Origin of the sequence: Pseudomonas sp. B2021 (assembly GCF_018135665.1) — a bacterium.
Lineage (GTDB): Bacteria > Pseudomonadota > Gammaproteobacteria > Pseudomonadales > Pseudomonadaceae > Aquipseudomonas > Aquipseudomonas lactis.
Map to the genome: position 1 here is coordinate 1,645,941 of NZ_SMOF01000001.1, position 16,462 is coordinate 1,662,402.

Below are 16,462 nucleotides of genomic sequence, written 5' to 3' on the forward strand. Positions count from 1 at the left end.
TGGCATAGTTCGGGCTGGCCGGGTTGCCGGATTGGCCGATGCCGCTCTGGCCCATCATTGGTTCCGCCTGGCCGAAGTCGATGATCATGCGCAGCGCCGATACTTGGGTCGCGTTGAAATCCTGGCCCCAGGTGTACGGTGCCGGGTTCAGGGTGTTGTGATCGCCACCGCTGGCGAAGGGGCCGCGGATGACCTGGCCGCTGGTGTTTTTCCAGGTGGTGCTGTGCAGCTTGCCCCACTGCCAGGCCTTGTGATCGGCGCCCAATTGGCTGTCGCCAGTAGTGATGGCGGCGGCCAGGGTGCGAGCCAGGATCGCGGGTTTGTCTTCTTTTTGCGCGGTACGCGTGTCATCCCAGAATGGGCTGTCTTCACGGCCCAGCAGGTGGTCGGCGATGGCCGAGTAGGACAGGCTGACGTTGCTGACGAAGGCTTTCCAGCTGGCGCTGTTTTCCGGGCCGAGTTTGTCGAGGAAGATTTGCCGGGCGCTTTCTTGCAGGAACAGTTCATAGATCGCCGCGTCAGCCGAGGTGGTCGCCAGTCGACCATCGAAGGCCATCAGGCGGTCGAGCGCTTCGCGGGCCCTGGCGCGTTCCGCTGCCGGCAATGCATCGATGGCCTGCTTGAGGGGCAGGGCCATACCCGGCGCCTGGAACATGTTCTTGAGCTTGGCGGCGAAGAGGGTGGTCTGGTCGTATTGCATGGCGATCAGGCTGCGGCTGTCATGCTTGCCAGCGTTGGCCAGTTGCGCCAGGCGTTCGCTGCGCTCCGGTGCATCCCAGGCGTTGGACAGTTGCATGCCGTAGCCACGCGGTGCGGTACGCTGGTTGGCGGTGCCGATCCAGCCCTGGGCCGGGTCTTGGTCGTACGGGTGCAGCATCGCGTCGGCGTAGCCGTCCCAGTCAAAGCGCGTGTCCCAGCCCGGCGATGGCAACAGGCCTTCGCCTTCTCGGCGGTTGGGGAAGCGGCCGGTGACTTGCCAGCCGATGTTGCTGGCGTCGGCGAAGATCATGTTCAAGGCTATGGCGCGAATCTCGCGGGTGGCATCCGAGGCTTTGCCAGCGTTTTGTGCACGGGACAGGTCGAAGAATGCCTCCAGGCTCTTGTCGTCCTTGAAGTCGGCGGTTTGCAAGGCCAGGCCAAGACCGCTGGTGAGCGCCTGGCTGCTGTTGAGCAGAGCGCCGTGGCGGGTTTCGTACACCACTTCGCGAATCGAGCGCTGGCCCTTGATGAAGAAGGTTTCGTTGCGCACGCCGGCCGGCAGCCATTTGCCGTTGTTCTCGTAGTACAGCGCGTTGCCCTGGCGTTTGACCTTCTCCAGGAACAGGTCCTGGGTGTCGCCCTTGACCGCGCTCATGCTCCACGCCACTTTGCCGTTGAAACCGGAGAGCAGGGTCGGCAGGCCGGCAATCGAAGCACCGGCGGCCTGGTATTTGGGCGCACGAATCTGCACGTAGTTCCACGGCGACGGTGCTTGTGGCTGCGCGGCGATGTCGTTGGCCAACAGGCTCTTGGCGCTGCGGCTGCGTTGCGGGCCAATGGCCCAGTTGCTTGAGGTGGTGACGCTCAGGGCGTTGAGGCTGCGCAATTGCTGGCCTACGGTTTCCAGCCCGGCGAGGCCGGTGATCTGGCTCAGGTTGACGCCTTTGAGCTTGTCGGCTTCGGCCAGCGGGACAGGTTCGTCCGGTGCGCTTGGGGTGAGCCAGGCGAGTTTGTCGACGCCGACCTTTTGCGCCAGCACCAGGGACGAGAGCTCCCCCTGCAGGTTGCTCGACTGGCTGAAATTGAGCAGGCAGAACAGCAGCGCCGAATCTTCCGGCTTCCAGTACTCGGGCTTGTAGCCGCTCTGGGCCAGGTCCGCCGGCAGCTTGTCGCGGTAGCGGAACAGGTAGGCGTTGACGCCTCGGGCATACACTTCAAAGAAGCGTTTGAGGCGTGGCGATGAGGCATTGTACAACTCGCCAGCGCTTTTCTTGAGGTTGACCGCCCGCATGAAGCGGTCGACATCCAGCACTTGCGGGCCCGACATTTCCGCCAGACGGCCCTGAGCCAGCAGGCGCAGAGTGACCATCTGGGTGATGCGGTCGCTGGCGTGCACGTAACCGAGGCTGAACAGAGCGTCGTGGAAAGTGTTGCTTTCGATCAGCGGCATGCCTTGGGCATTGCGGCGCACCGACACATTCTGTGCCAGGCCCTTGATCGGCTGCACGCCAGCAACGGGCGGCAGGGTGTCCTGGGTGTTCTGGAGCTGGCAACCGGCCAGGCCCAAGGCACTGACCACTGCCGCGGCAACGCCGAACCGGGGAAGAAAATGTAAGAGGGCTGGCGAGGCCATGGCAAAGCTCCTGCGGGGGGTAGCGTCAGTAAAGGCGCTACGTTAGTGAGCGCGGCGAAACGACGCAAGCGGGAGTTTTGGCAATTGCGTGAGAACTTGAAACAGCCGCCCATTGAGGTGGGGGCTGGTTTAAGGCTTTGTAGGAGCGAGCTTGCTCGCGAGAAACCCATGGGCGCTGTGTTTATTCAGGAAACACGCGTAATCGTTGACGTTTTTCGCGAGCAAGCTCGCTCCTACACGTGCGGTTTAAGCGCCGTGGCACTTCTTGAATTTCTTCTCGCTGCCGCACGGGCAGGGGTCGTTGCGACCGACGTCCTTCAACGCATTGCGCACCGGCTCTTGGTGAGCGTGGCCGCAGTTCGGGCCGTGGACATGGCCGTGGTCGTGATCATGGTGGTCATGATCGTGGTTGCAGTCAGGACCATGGACATGGGGTTGCTGTGTCATCGATGTTGCTCCGGAATAAAATCGCCGGGGATTATCTCGCCATTGTGTGCCACCTGCACGTCATTACCGATGAATAATCCGGTTTTCAGTTCGCCTTCCAGACGATAAGGCACGGGCCGGTCGGGATTTTTCAGCATCTGCACCACCTCACGCACCTGTGGCCAGAGGTTGGTGCGCACCGAGACCTTGAAGAATTTATGCCCGCGTGGCGGTACGGTCAGCCACTCGTTGGACTCGCCTTCGGTCAACACCAGGTTGCCCAGGCTGACCTTGTAGACCAGGCCGCGCACGGTCAGGTCGGCGTCGTCGCGATTGTCCACGCGAAAGTACAGCTTGAATTTCTGCTCCAGCAGCTTGGCCCGTACCACTTCGACCTTGACCAGGGCAACGTGGGGCGGCGGCGCGTCGTCTTCGAACCAGGACGCGCAGCCGGTCAGGCCCAGGGTCAACGCCAGCATCAAGCTATACATCCGAAGCATGGCGTTATCCCCGTCCAGTGATTAGAAGTAGCTGGAACAGCACTTCTTGAATTTCTGCCCACTGCCACACAAACAGGCATCGTTACGTCCGGCCTTCACTTCTACCGTAGGGTCGATGAAGTACCAGCGCCCTTCATTCTGTACGAAAGAAGACTGCTCGCGGTGACTATGTTCACCGGTAGCGTCATGCCAGCGCGCCGTAAAGGTGACAAAGGCGTGTTCCGGCTGGCCGCCGAACACCTCGGAGCTTTCCACCTCAAGGCCCAGCCAGGTGCTTTGGGCACTCCAGGCGGCAATGGCGTCGCGGTCCAGGCCGGCCTGTTGCGCAGGCAGCGTAGTGGCGACCAGGTAATCGACCAGGCCCAGTACATAGGCGCTGTAGCGCGAGCGCATCAACGCGCTGGCGCAGGGGGCCGGGTGACCGGCGTGATAATGGCCGCAGCAGGCATCCAGCAGATTGCCGCTGCCGCACGGGCAAATGGATGTACTCATCGGGTTACCACCAATACTTTCCGAAGTTTTCCGGGTTGGCCCAGAAGCGGGCGTTGAGCCAGTCCGGCACCTGTTTATAGTCAAGCAGATCATAGGTAAACAGCGTCAGTACCTGATCATCGCGTTGGAAGCGTTCGCCGGCTTGCAGGGCCAGGGAGAAAAAGTCGGTGTCCTTCCAGTCGCAGGCGCCCAGGTCGGCCAGCACCGCAATGCGACTGGCGTTGAGGTTACGAATGCCACCGAGCAAGGTCAGGCCTTGGGGTTTGGTCAGGTGCTCCAGGCAGTCGACCACCAGCGCGAGGTCAAAGCGCTGCACCGCGAGGTCTTCCGACAACGGCCCTGGCGCGGCATAGAACACTTCGGTGTCCGGGTGCGCAGCTTTGAAGGCATCCAGCGCCGGAAAATGGCTGGCGCCCACTAATAACAGGCGTTTTGGCCTGTGAAGGTCCAGCAGGGCCGCCAAGGCTTGTTGGGGCGTACGGGCAGAAATTCCAGCGGTCATTGCAGATCCTCGCATCAAGACCGTAGAGACTAGCGCGGCTGGGCGCGTGGGCCTAGAGCGCGGCGGTCGATAGCCGCCGGGGGAGAACTGAAGTTTTTTGATCCTTCACTGGCAAATCGCCTGTAGAAGTCGTTACTGTGCGCTCAAAGAAAAATTTGAAAACACTCAGGAGCCCCATGATGCGTAAGGTTTTTCTGCTGGCCCTGTTGGTCAGCCCCGTTGCCCTGGCCCAGAGCGTCAGTGTCGAAACCAATTCATTGATGCGCTTGCCCAGCAGTACCAGCGTGTTGCAGCTCGAGCGTCTGGACGTGGCGGATTACGGCACCTTGCTGATTCCGGCCACCATCAGCCAGGTTACGGTGGATGAGCTGCACTTGGGGCGCGACGCACGCATCACCATTGTTCCCGGCAATACCGCACTGCAAATGCAAGTGCGCGATGCGCAGTTGGAGCACGGTAGCCAGATCACCTCTCGGGGCGCTCCCGGCACCCACGAAAAACCCGCCAAGGCTGGGCGTGACCTGACCTTGCGCATTAACTCGCTGACTGCCGAAGCGCTTTCGGTAGATGCCCGTGGTGGCGCCGGCGCCCAAGGATATGCGGGCCTGGACGGTGCCAACGGCGTTGACCCGGGTTGCACCTGGGGCTCAGCCGGGCGCGGTTTCAATGGCGATAACGGCGGCGATGGCCGGCCAGGGGCGGCGGGCGCCCAGGTACGCCTGGAGTTGCCGCAGGCGTTCCCGGCTGAACAGATCAAGGTCTGGGTCGATGGCGGGCCCGGTGGCCTGGCTGGGGTTGCGGGCAAACCCGGCAAGGGCGGGCAGTCCAAGGGCTGCCTGGTGTACCGCGCGGACGGCGGCGAAAAGGGCCGTCCAGGGTTGGAAGGGCAACCGGGGCCGGCTGGGCCTGCGGGGTCTGTGACTATCCAGCGGCTCTGAGTCGCCTGGCCTGACGCTATCGCGAGCAAGCCCGGCTCCCACATTTGGAATGCATTCCAGTGTGGGAGCCGGGCTTGCCCGCGATAGCGTAAGGCTCGCCTCAGAACATCGGCCGAGCCGAAGCCACTGCCACCACCACCAATCCGACAATCAAGTTAATCCCCACCAACTTGCGAATCTGCCCCAGCGCAGCCGCGCCCGCCGGCCAATCTTCAGCTGCCACCGCTGCCTTCAGCTCCGGGAACTTCAACGCCTGGATGCGGATAAACAGCGCCGTCATCACCAGGTACAAGCCCATCATCACCTGCACATAACGCGGCGCCGTTTCAAAACCACTGAAGCGCAGGTGCAGCAAACCCATGCCGCTGATCGGCAAAAGCACCACCGCCACCCATACCCACACAAAAAAACGTTGAAACACATTCGCCCATAGCTTGAGCCGGGCAGGGCCCTCAAGTGCCGCCATGGCGGCGGGGCGCAGGATCATCCAGGCGAAAAACATACCGCCGACCCAGATCAAGGCGGCCAGTACATGCAGGGTATAAGCGAGGCTAAACGCGGTCATTGTGGTACTCCGTTCTGCGCGGGATTAATTAGCGGGGTATGATAGCGGCCGAACCGAACCACTGAAAATTTATCCAGCGTTTTTTGCGCCCGACTATCCATGATCAGCACTGAACTCAAAACCACGATCCAGGGCGCCTACTCGCGTTTTCTCGAAGCCAAGAGCTTGAAACCGCGCTACGGCCAACGCCTGATGATCGCCGAAGTGGCAAAAGTCCTCGGGGATATCGACACCGACGACGAAGGCCGCCGCGAGGGTGAGCCTGCGGTAGTAGCCGTCGAGGCCGGTACCGGTACCGGCAAGACCGTGGCCTACAGCCTGGCCGCGATCCCCACGGCCAAGGCCGCTGGCAAGCGCCTGGTGATCGCCACCGCCACCGTCGCGCTGCAAGAGCAGATTGTCTACAAAGACTTGCCCGACCTGATGCGCAACAGCGGCTTGAGCTTTACCTTCGCCCTGGCCAAGGGCCGTGGCCGCTACATGTGCCTGTCCAAGCTCGACGTATTGCTGCAGGAAGGCCACGCCCAAACCGCCACCGCCTCCTTGTTCGAAGAAGAAGGCTTCAAGATCGAGGTGGATGAGGTCAGCCAGAAGCTGTTTACCAGCATGATCGAGAAGCTGGCCGGCAACAAATGGGACGGCGACCGCGACAGCTGGCCCACTGCCCTGGAAGACTCCGACTGGGCGCGCCTGACCACCGACCACAGCCAATGCACCAACCGCCACTGCCCCAACTTCGGCCAGTGCGCCTTCTACAAGGCGCGCGAAGGCATGGGCAAAGTGGACGTCATCGTCACCAACCACGACATGGTATTGGCTGACCTGGCCCTGGGCGGCGGTGCGGTACTGCCCGACCCCCGCGACACCCTCTACGTCTTCGACGAGGGTCACCACCTGCCAGACAAGGCCATTGGCCATTTCGCCCATTACACGCGCCTGCGTTCCACGGCCGACTGGCTGGAAACCACCGCCAAGAATCTCACCAAGTTGCTGGCCCAGCACCCGTTACCCGGCGACCTGGGCAAGCTGATCGAGCAAGTGCCGGAGCTGGCGCGCGAGATCAAGACCCAGCAGCAGTTCATGTTCAGCGCCTGCGAGCAGGTGGCGGACTTCAAGCCCGGTGAAGACGTCGAGGGCCGCGAGCGCCCGCGCCATCGTTTTGTCGGCGGGATGATCCCCGAGCACATGCGCGAAATGGGCATCGAGCTGAAGAAAGGCTTTTCACGCCTCACCGACCTGTTCACGCGCCTGACGGACTTGCTCAAGGAAGGCATGGATGGCGAGGTCAATATCGGCATCGCCAGTAACCAGGCCGAAGAGTGGTACCCCTTGTTCGGCAGCCTGCTGTCTCGTTCCCAAGGCAATTGGGAGCTGTGGACCGCCTTTACCGTCGAAGACCCGGAAGACAACCCGCCCATGGCCCGTTGGCTGACGCTGTCGGAAAGCGGTGCGCTGTTCGATATCGAGGTCAACGCCAGTCCGATCCTCGCCGCCGAAATGCTGCGCCGCAACCTGTGGAACGTCGCCTACGGCTGCCTGGTGACCTCGGCCACGCTGACAGCCCTGGGCACTTTTGACCGATTCCGCATGCGCGCCGGCCTGCCGAAAAAGGCCGTTACCGCCGTAGTACCCAGCCCGTTTCATCACGCTGACGCCGGCGTGCTGCGGGTACCAGACCTCAAGGCCGACCCACGGGACGCGGCCGCGCACACGGCGGCGATCATTCGCGATCTGCCGTCGCTGGTAGAAGGCTCCCGCGGCACCCTGGTGCTGTTCTCGTCGCGCAAGCAGATGCAGGACGTGTTCGACGGCCTCGACCGCGACTGGCGCAAGCAGGTGTTTATCCAGGGCAACCTGTCCAAGCAGGAAACCCTGAACAAGCACAAGGCGCGGGTCGACGGTGGGGATTCCAGCGTGTTGTTCGGCCTGGCCAGTTTTGCCGAAGGCGTGGACTTGCCCGGCGCTTACTGCGAACACGTGGTGATCGCCAAGATCCCGTTCTCGGTGCCGGATGACCCGGTCGAGGCCGCACTGGCCGAGTGGATCGAAGCCCGAGGTGGTAACCCGTTTATGGAAATTTCGGTGCCAGATGCTTCACTGAAGCTGGTACAGGCCTGCGGGCGGCTGCTGCGTACCGAAGAAGACCGCGGCACCATCACTTTGCTCGATCGGCGCCTGGTTACCCAGCGCTATGGCAAGGCGATCCTCAATGCCTTGCCGCCGTTCAGACGCGAAATTTCTTAAGCCACTGTGGGCGGATTCGCCCACTGCGTGGTCTATCTCATCACTATCGTCAGGCCAGTCATCGGCCGTTTGGGAGAACTTTGTTCGTATGATCCGCACGCTGCCCGCTCTTTTTGCCCTGCTGTTCGCTGCGCCGTTGATGGCGGCGCCCGAGGGGCAACAAACGCTGTTCAACTTCGTCAGGCCTGCCGATGTGGTCAAGGTGGCGACCCAGGACGCCAGCCTGCCGCAATACAACGCCGAACAAACCCCCGAAGGCGAGGTGCTGCGCCGCATCACCTTCAACCCAGCGGCCGAGCCGAGCCTGGTGCTCAGCCCGCAGACGGGGACGTGGGATTGGTCGCAATCGAGTGCCATGAGCCTGCGTATCCAGAGCGCGATGAACTGGGCGCTGACCCTTTACGTCAAGGTGCAGAGCGCCGATGGCAAGACGCTCGTCAGCCGCATCGACCTGCCGGCCGGCCCGGCCCAGACGCTGCTCGTCCCGCTGCAAGCCAATTCCCCCCTGAGCCAGGGCATGAAGGCCGGCCCGCCGATGCCAATGACCGTGGATGGCCAGCGGGTGTTGCTGGCCGCCAGTGCCGGGGAAATCGACCGTAGCCAGGTGGTATCGGTGACCTTGTCGATGCTCAAGCCCAATGCCGCCCAGAGCATCCTGCTGGAGCGCTTCGGCGTGCAGGACAGCGCGCCGGTATTGAAGGCCGCCTACACTGAACTGGTGGACGGCTATGGTCAGTCCACCCGTGCACGCTGGCCGGAAAAGGTCAGCAGCGACGAGCAGCTCAAGGCATCGGCCGCCAAGGAACAACAGCAGCTCAAGGCCTGGCTGGCCGAGCGGGACAAGTCCTCGCTGGATCAATACGGCGGCTGGAAAAAGGGCCCGGGCTTCGACGCCAGCGGTTTTTTCCGCACCCAGAAGCGCGACGGCCGCTGGTACCTGGTGACGCCGGACGGGCATCCGTTCTACTCCCTGGGGGTGAACACCGTGGCGCCGGACAACAGCCAGACCTACGTGGCGGGGCGCGAGTGGATGTTTGCGGCGCTGCCCAAGGCTGGCGAACCCTTTGACAAGTACTACGGCAGCGACGACAGCCGCACCGGCAACGGCGCCGGTGAAGGCCGCGGTTTTGGCTCGGGGCGTTGGTACGATTTCTACGGCGCCAACCTGCAACGCACTTACGGCGGTGACGCGTTGGACCAGCCACGCTGGGTGACCCATTCCCTCGATCGCCTGCAAGCCTGGGGCTTCAACACCGTCGGCAACTGGAGCGATCCGGACCTGGCCACTGCCGACCGCGTGCCGTACACCTTGCCGCTGTCGATTGTCGGTGACTATGCCAGTATCAGCACCGGCACCGACTGGTGGGGCGGTATGCCTGATCCGTTTGACCCGCGCTTTGCCATGGCCACCGAACGCGCCGTGGCCATCGCGGCACGCGATCACCGTGACGACCCGTGGTTGATCGGTTTCTTTGCCGACAACGAACTGGCCTGGGCCGGTCCTGGCGACGACGCAAAATCCCGCTACGCCCTGGCGTACGGCACCCTGCGCATGACCACCGACGTCCCGGCCAAGCGCGCTTTCCTCAAGCAACTGCGCGACAAATACCGCAATGAAGAAGGCCTTTCCAAAGCCTGGGGCATTCAACTGGCCGGTTGGGAACTGATGGAAGACCCAGGTTTTGAGCCGCCGATGCCTAGCCCTGAGCACCCGGAAATCGAAGCCGACTTCAAGTATTTCCAGAAGACCTTCGCCGATGCTTACTTCAAAACCATCTCCGACTCGCTGAAGTGGCATGCGCCCAACCAGCTGTTGCTGGGCGGTCGCTTTGCGGTGAGTACGCCGGAAGCGGTCGCTTCGTGCGCGCAGTATTGCGATGTGCTGAGCTTCAACATGTACACCTTGAAACCCCAGGACGGTTACGACTTCGCCGCGCTGCGTGCGCTGGACAAACCGGTACTGATCACCGAATTCAACTTTGGCTCTGCCGACCGCGGCCCGTTCTGGGGCGGCGTGACGCAACTGGCCCGCGAAGAAGACCGTGGCGCGGCTTACACCACCTTCCTCAAGCAGGCCGTGGCCGAGCCGTCGATTGTCGGGGTGCACTGGTTCCAGTACCTGGACCAGCCGGTCACCGGGCGTCTGCTGGATGGTGAAAACGGCCATTTCGGCCTGGTCGGCATCACCGATGTACCGTTCCAGGGCTTTGTCGAGACGGTGCGCAAGAGCAACCTGGCCGCGCTCGACCAGTTGGGCCGTGAGGCGCAAAAAGCCAAGGCCACGCAAGCGATGCGTGAAAGTGAAGCCGGCAAGCCGGGGCGCGACGGCAAAGGCGCGGGGCAGGGCGCTGGGCATGCTGGTGGGCACGCTGGGAATGGGCATTGATTCACCGTTGACGGGTTCACAAAACCTACAATGGCTGAAAGAATGGCGGCTACTTTTCATGGTGTTTTCCGAGGGGACTTAGGTGCAGATTCAGGGTCATTACGAGCTGCAGTTCGAAGCGGTGCGCGAAGCCTTCGCCGCCCTGTTCGATGATCCTCAGGAGCGTGGTGCCGGGCTGTGCATCCAGATCGGCGGGCAAACCGTCGTCGACCTGTGGGCCGGTACTGCCGACAAGGACGGTGCCGAGGCCTGGCACAGCGATACCATCGTCAACCTGTTCTCCTGCACCAAGACCTTCACGGCAGTGACGGCCCTGCAACTGGTGGCCGAAGGCAAGCTCAAGCTCGATGCGCCGGTGGCCGATTACTGGCCGGAGTTTGCCGCTGCTGGCAAGGAAACGATCACGCTGCGCCAGTTGCTCTGCCACCAGGCCGGGCTGCCCGCCATCCGCGAAATGCTGCCCACCGAAGCCCTGTATGACTGGCAATTGATGGTCGATACCCTGGCGGCCGAGGCCCCGTGGTGGACCCCGGGCCAGGGCCATGGCTATGAGGCGATCACCTACGGCTGGCTGGTTGGCGAACTGTTGCGCCGCGCCGATGGGCGCGGGCCGGGGGAGTCGATCGTGGCGCGGGTGGCACGCCCATTGGGGCTGGACTTCCATGTGGGCTTGGCGGATGAAGAGTTTTATCGCGTCGCCCATATCGCGCGCAGCAAGGGCACTATGGGTGATGAAGCCGCGCAACGGTTACTTCAAGTAATGATGCGCGAGCCTGCGGCGATGACTACCCGTGCATTTGCCAACCCACCGTCTATTTTGACCAGCACTAATAAGCCCGAATGGCGACGCATGCAGCAGCCTGCGGCGAATGGCCACGGTAATGCGCGCAGCCTGGCCGGGTTTTATAGTGGTTTGTTGGACGGTAGTTTGCTGGAAAGCGACATGCTCGAACAATTGACCCGCGAGCACAGTATCGGGCTGGATAAAACCTTATTGACCCAAACCCGCTTCGGCCTGGGCTGCATGTTGGATCAACCGCAGTTGCCCAATGCCACGTTCGGCCTTGGGCCCCGTGCATTCGGGCATCCAGGGGCAGGGGGCTCAGTCGGCTTTGCCGACCCTGAACATGATGTAGCCTTCGGTTTTGTGACTAATACCCTGGGGCCTTACGTACTTATGGACCCGCGTGCCCAGAAGTTGGTCGGAATATTGGCCGGTTGTCTATAAACCCCTTGCTGTTTCACAATTTTTTGTTACAAAGGCAAGTATAAAAAAGATGCTGAACGACATGTTGTAACTTGAATGTTCTTTTAGCGTCTGTTTAACGGGTCCCGCGACCCCCTGTTTTTCTCATTTTGTGGATATCTCATGTTATCGAACAAGTCTTTGGCACTGGCGCTGTGCCTCACTATTACGGGTTGTGCACAAACTCCACAAAATGATGCCGAAGGTGGGCATTGGTGGTCATTTGGATCTGACAAAGCTGCAACCAAGGATCCAGTGGCCCAGACCGACGCCAAGCCGGATACCAAGCCCGACGCCAAGCCGGCCGCGGGTGCCAAGCCTGTTGAACCTGTCGCCGCTGCAGCAGCGCCTGCCAAGGCTGACACCGGTTACAGCTGGTGGCCGTTTTCCACCAAGAGTGCCGAAGAAAAAGCTGCCGACGCCAAGGCTGACTTGAAGGCCGACCTGAAGGCCGCAACCCCGGCCTCGGACGCGGCGCCAGTCGTCGCCAAGACCGACAGCGAGCCGCGTTGGTGGTGGCCGTTCGAAAGCAAGCCAAAGCCGTTGGCCAAGGTCGACGTGACCAACGTACAAATGCCTGACCCGAAGATCACCCAAGCCTGGCTGGACGAATACGAACCACGCTTGCGTGCGGCTATCAAGGACAGCAACCTGCAACTTGAGCGCCGTGACAACACCCTGGTGGTGATTGCCCCGGTAGACGGTTCCTACAACCCCAAGCGCCCGGCCATGTTGCTGCCGGTGACCCTGGGCCCGTTCACGCGGGTGGCCAAGGCCGTTGAAGCTGACCCGAAAACCGCCGTACTGGTGCTGGGCCACGTTGATGCCACTGGCAGCGCTCCCGCCAGCCAGGCGTTGAGCAAGGAACGTGCGCAGTCCATTGCCTCGATTTTCAGCCTGAGTGGTCTGAAACAGGATCGCTTGATGCTGCGTGGCATGGGCGACCTTATGCCGCGTGCCGCCAACGACAGCAATCAGGGGCGTGCGCTGAACCGTCGCATGGAAATCATGTTCACTCAGCGTACAACGATGTTGGCACTGCTGAGCAAGTACAACTCGGGCAAAACTCCGCCCGTAGCTGAAATGGTCGCGGTGCAGAATGTGCCTGCGCCAGCACCGGCGGCAAAAGCGCCTGCCAAAAAGGCCACGGCCAAGAAAGCGGCCGCCAAGCCAGCGGCTAAAAAGGCTGCGGCCAAGCCGGCTGCCAAGAAGCCGGCTACTGCAAAAGCCAAGGCGGCACCCGCTTCGAACGACCAGGCGAAAAACTGAGCTGTTGAACCACAAGGATAAAGCCGCATGACCCAGGCACTGGCCGATATGCGCCGTGACTACACACGGGACGGTTTGAGCGAGGCCCAGGCCCCGGACGAGCCGTTTGCGTTGTTCCACCAATGGTTTGGCGATGCGGTTAAAACCGAACAGCCGCCAGTGGAGGCCAATGCCATGACGTTGGCGACGGTCGACCATGACGGTCGCCCGCACTGCCGCATCCTGCTGCTCAAGGGTCTGGATGCACAGGGCTTTACCTTCTTCACCAACTATCAGAGCGCCAAGGGTGAACAACTCGCGGCGCGGCCGTTCGCGGCCATGACCTTCTTCTGGCCAACTCTGGAGCGCCAGGTACGCATTGAAGGGCGCGTGGTCAAGGTCACGCCTGAAGAGTCGGATGCTTATTACCAGGTGCGCCCGTTGGGCAGCCGCCTGGGCGCTTGGGCCTCTCCGCAGAGCAAGGTCATCCGTGATCGCGAAGAGCTGCAGGCGCTGCTCAAGGCCACTGAAGAGCGTTTCAGCGATACCCAGCCCGATTGCCCCGAGCATTGGGGAGGGTACCGTTTACTGCCCGAGCGCATCGAGTTCTGGCAAGGCCGCGCCAGCCGCCTGCATGATCGCCTCAACTATCGTTTGCAAGACGGCCAATGGTCGCGCGAGCGTCTGGCGCCCTGAGCGTCACCTTTCGTCATCCCACCTGAATCAACACCGTTGCGTCGAAGTCTTTGTTCAAGAGACTTCGAGCGCTTTCGGCTGTGCGGCTACACTGATCGAGCCGGTTATGGCATCGTTCTGTACCCTGGCTTGGTTACCGTTCGTCGAGTTCTCTGGTGCTGGCAGTCTGTACTCAGGCTGAATGAAAGCAAGTTTCTGCCTGGCGCGCCGTGACACGCGCCAAGCCACAGCGTTTAATGAATACCTGTCCTTTGGAGTTGATGCTATGCGTAAGTCCGTTTTACTAGTTGCCTGCTTTACCACCCTGTCGTTGCTGTTGGGTGGCTGCGCCTCGAGTCTGACCGGCGACTCGTACTCTCGTGATGAGGCGCGTCGTGTACAGACCGTTCGCATGGGCACCATCGAATCCCTGCGCCCGGTGAAAATCGAAGGCACCAAGACCCCAATCGGCGGCGCTGCGGGCGCAGTCATCGGCGGCGTTGGCGGTAGCGCCATCGGTGGCGGCCGTGGCAGCATCGTCACTGCTGTGATCGGCGCAGTTGCGGGCGGCCTGCTGGGCTCGGCCACTGAAGAAGGCCTGACCCGCACCCAGGGCGTGGAAATCACCGTGCGCGAAGACGACGGCAGCATGCGCGCCTACGTACAAGCCGTGCAGGAAAATGAAATCTTCCGCATTGGCGACCGCGTACGCATCATGACCGTCGACGGTACCAGCCGCGTGACTCGCTAAGCCTTAAACTACAGGCGAAGAAAAACCCCCAACCGGGTGACCGGTTGGGGGGTTTTTTGTAGGAGCGAGCTTGCTCGCGAAAAACGTTAACGATAACGATAACGCGTGCTCAATGAACGCGGCGCCTGTAAGTTTTTCGCGAGCAAGCTCGCTCCTACTTCAATCATGCAACGATCGCTTTCTTGCGGCTTGCCATCGCCGTTACCGCATACCCGATAAAGGCTGCCAGGATCGACCCGGTCAGAATCCCCATGCGGTCTTCACCGGCAAACTCACTGGCGCCTGGCACAAACGCCAGGGAGCCGACAAACAGGCTCATGGTGAAGCCGATCCCGCACAGGATCGCCACGCCCATTACCTGGCCCCAATTGGCGCCGCTGGGCAGTGAGGCGATGCCGGTCTTGATCGCCAGCCAGGTGAGGCCGAACACACCGACGGTCTTGCCGATCAACAGGCCGGCGGCGATGCCCATGGGCACGGAGTGGGTGAAGCTTTCCAGGCTGACGCCCGTCAGAGAGACCCCGGCGTTGGCGAACGCGAACAGCGGCAGGATGGCGTAGGCCACCCATGGGTGCAGGGCGTGTTCCAGGCTCAGCAGCGGCGAGGTTTCGGCATTCTTGGTGCGCAGTGGAATGCAGAACGCCAGGGTTACACCCGCCAACGTCGCATGTACACCGCTCTTGAGCACGCACACCCACAGGATCAGGCCGATGATCATATACGGCCCCAGCTTGATCACGCCCAGGCGGTTCATCGCAATCAGCGCAATCAAGCACGCCCCCGCGCCCGCCAGGGATGCGGTGGACAGGTCTGCGGAATAGAACAGGGCAATGACGATGATGGCCCCAAGGTCATCAATGATTGCCAGGGTCATCAGGAACAGCTTCAGCGACACCGGTACGCGCTTGCCCAGCAGGGCTAAAACGCCCAGCGCAAAGGCAATGTCGGTGGCCATAGGGATCGCCCAGCCAGCCAGGGCGGCGGGGTTGTCCTTGTTCAGCGCCCAGTAGATCAGCGCCGGCACCACCATGCCGCCGATGGCCGCTGCGCCAGGCAGCACCACTTGGGAAGGCTTGGACAGGTGGCCATCCAAAAGCTCGCGCTTGACCTCCAGGCCGATCAGCAGGAAGAACAGGGCCATCAAGCCATCGTTGATCCAAAGCAGCGCCGGCTTGGCGATTTTCAGCGCGCCAACCTGTGCAACCACTGGCGTGTCGAGAAAGGCGTTGTACAGGTGCGACAACGGTGAGTTGTTGATAATCAGCGCCAAGGCGGCAGCGGCGATCAACAACAGGCCACTGGCGGCTTCCAGCTGGAAGAAACGGGTGAAAGTGCTACGCAGAGGCAAGGGATGCTCTCCAATCCAGGTTCAATAGGTGGGTACCCTAACCCGTACCGTTAGTTGTTAAAACAAAAGTTATATTCTTATTTGTTATAAGAGATGGCCCGGGACATCGGTGAGCCAAAGACTAGCAATTGTGTGTCCAATTGCGTCGTCACTGTATCTGTGTGGAGTGTAGGAAACATCTTAAGATCACCGCTGAAAACCTTTAGAGAAGCCACCATGAGCGACCACCATACCTGGGCCCGCGAAGCCATTCGCATCATTGAAGCGGACTTCCAGCGCAGCGCCGATACCCACCTGATCCCGCTGCCATTACCGGGTTTGCCAGGCATCGAGTTGTACTTCAAGGATGAGTCCAGCCACCCCACTGGCAGCTTGAAACACCGGTTGGCGCGCTCGCTGTTTCTGTATGCGCTGTGCAACGGCTGGCTCAAGCCGGGCGCCCCCGTTATCGAAGCGTCCAGCGGCTCCACGGCGATCTCGGAAGCCTACTTCGCGCGCTTGCTTGGCTTGCCGTTTATTGCCGTCATGCCCGCAACTACATCTCAAGAGAAGATCGCCCAAATTGCCTTCTACGGGGGCAAAAGCCATCTGGTCCAGGACCCGACGCAGATCTACGCCGAGTCCGAACGCCTGGCCCAGGAAAGCGGTGGTCACTTCATGGACCAGTTCACCTACGCCGAACGTGCCACCGACTGGCGGGCGAACAACAATATTGCCGAGTCGATCTTCCAGCAGATGCGTTTTGAACAGCACCCGGAGCCGAGTTGGCTGATTTCCAGCCCTGGCACCGGCGGCACCACCGCGACCCT

The 16,462-nt window shown here is 61.6% G+C and carries 15 protein-coding genes; 8 read left to right on the forward strand and 7 right to left on the reverse strand.

Features of this window, described 5'->3' with window-relative positions; genetic code table 11:
• The 5 genes from E1K68_RS07365 to E1K68_RS07385 all read right to left on the reverse strand — a co-directional run.
• The coding region (locus E1K68_RS07365; protein WP_244858783.1) for a penicillin acylase family protein at positions 1 to 2,332 on the reverse strand (2,332 nt) is incomplete at its 3' end.
• Positions 2,333 to 2,578: 246 nt separating this feature from the next.
• Positions 2,579 to 2,779: an SEC-C metal-binding domain-containing protein gene (locus E1K68_RS07370; RefSeq protein ID WP_003189235.1), complete on the reverse strand. Its 201-nt coding sequence runs from the start codon at positions 2,777 to 2,779 to the stop codon at positions 2,579 to 2,581.
• Positions 2,776 to 3,258 carry an LEA type 2 family protein gene (locus E1K68_RS07375; protein WP_003189237.1) on the reverse strand — a complete coding sequence of 161 codons (483 nt, stop codon included), beginning with the start codon at positions 3,256 to 3,258 and terminating at the stop codon, positions 2,776 to 2,778. Before E1K68_RS07375 ends, E1K68_RS07370 begins: the two co-directional genes overlap by 4 nt.
• A gap of 21 nt (positions 3,259 to 3,279) precedes the next feature.
• Positions 3,280 to 3,750: a YchJ family protein gene (locus tag E1K68_RS07380; RefSeq protein WP_003189238.1), complete on the reverse strand. Its 471-nt coding sequence runs from the start codon at positions 3,748 to 3,750 to the stop codon at positions 3,280 to 3,282.
• 4 nt (positions 3,751 to 3,754) lie between these two features.
• A complete protein-coding gene (locus E1K68_RS07385) occupies positions 3,755 to 4,252 on the reverse strand; it encodes a DUF6231 family protein (protein ID WP_003189239.1) in 498 nt (165 codons plus the stop codon).
• 179 nt (positions 4,253 to 4,431) lie between these two features.
• Between E1K68_RS07385 and E1K68_RS07390 the strand changes: the two genes are divergently transcribed.
• Positions 4,432 to 5,190 (forward strand): collagen-like triple helix repeat-containing protein, encoded by a 759-nt coding sequence (locus tag E1K68_RS07390; RefSeq protein ID WP_032900445.1) that lies wholly within the window; start codon positions 4,432 to 4,434, stop codon positions 5,188 to 5,190.
• A gap of 100 nt (positions 5,191 to 5,290) precedes the next feature.
• On the opposite strand, the gene E1K68_RS07395 is transcribed toward E1K68_RS07390, so the two are convergent.
• On the reverse strand, positions 5,291 to 5,755 hold the full coding sequence (locus E1K68_RS07395) for a CopD family protein (protein WP_003189242.1): 465 nt from the start codon (positions 5,753 to 5,755) through the stop codon (positions 5,291 to 5,293).
• Positions 5,756 to 5,854: 99 nt separating this feature from the next.
• On the opposite strand from E1K68_RS07395, the gene dinG reads away from it, so the two are divergent.
• From dinG to E1K68_RS07425, 6 genes are all read left to right on the forward strand, one after another.
• Positions 5,855 to 7,999 carry an ATP-dependent DNA helicase DinG gene (gene dinG, locus E1K68_RS07400; protein WP_003189244.1) on the forward strand — a complete coding sequence of 715 codons (2,145 nt, stop codon included), beginning with the start codon at positions 5,855 to 5,857 and terminating at the stop codon, positions 7,997 to 7,999.
• Between the two features lie 88 nt (positions 8,000 to 8,087).
• Positions 8,088 to 10,385, forward strand: a complete 2,298-nt coding sequence (locus E1K68_RS07405; protein WP_212613915.1) for a beta-galactosidase — start codon at positions 8,088 to 8,090, stop codon at positions 10,383 to 10,385.
• A gap of 82 nt (positions 10,386 to 10,467) precedes the next feature.
• On the forward strand, positions 10,468 to 11,613 hold the full coding sequence (locus tag E1K68_RS07410; protein ID WP_003189247.1) for an EstA family serine hydrolase: 1,146 nt from the start codon (positions 10,468 to 10,470) through the stop codon (positions 11,611 to 11,613).
• A gap of 141 nt (positions 11,614 to 11,754) precedes the next feature.
• Positions 11,755 to 12,900, forward strand: coding sequence for an OmpA family protein (locus E1K68_RS07415; protein WP_003189249.1), 1,146 nt, complete (start codon positions 11,755 to 11,757; stop codon positions 12,898 to 12,900).
• Positions 12,901 to 12,927: 27 nt separating this feature from the next.
• Entirely contained in the window at positions 12,928 to 13,575 is a 648-nt protein-coding gene (pdxH, locus tag E1K68_RS07420) for a pyridoxamine 5'-phosphate oxidase (protein WP_094775250.1), read from the forward strand.
• Positions 13,576 to 13,840: 265 nt separating this feature from the next.
• Complete coding sequence (locus E1K68_RS07425) at positions 13,841 to 14,305, forward strand: glycine zipper 2TM domain-containing protein (RefSeq protein WP_003189251.1); 465 nt, start codon at positions 13,841 to 13,843, stop codon at positions 14,303 to 14,305.
• A gap of 163 nt (positions 14,306 to 14,468) precedes the next feature.
• On the opposite strand, the gene nhaA is transcribed toward E1K68_RS07425, so the two are convergent.
• Positions 14,469 to 15,653: a Na+/H+ antiporter NhaA gene (nhaA, locus tag E1K68_RS07430; protein WP_003189252.1), complete on the reverse strand. Its 1,185-nt coding sequence runs from the start codon at positions 15,651 to 15,653 to the stop codon at positions 14,469 to 14,471.
• A 216-nt stretch (positions 15,654 to 15,869) separates the two neighbouring features.
• Between nhaA and E1K68_RS07435 the strand changes: the two genes are divergently transcribed.
• A partial coding sequence (locus E1K68_RS07435; protein WP_212614876.1) for a pyridoxal-phosphate dependent enzyme occupies positions 15,870 to 16,462 on the forward strand: 593 nt, incomplete at its 3' end.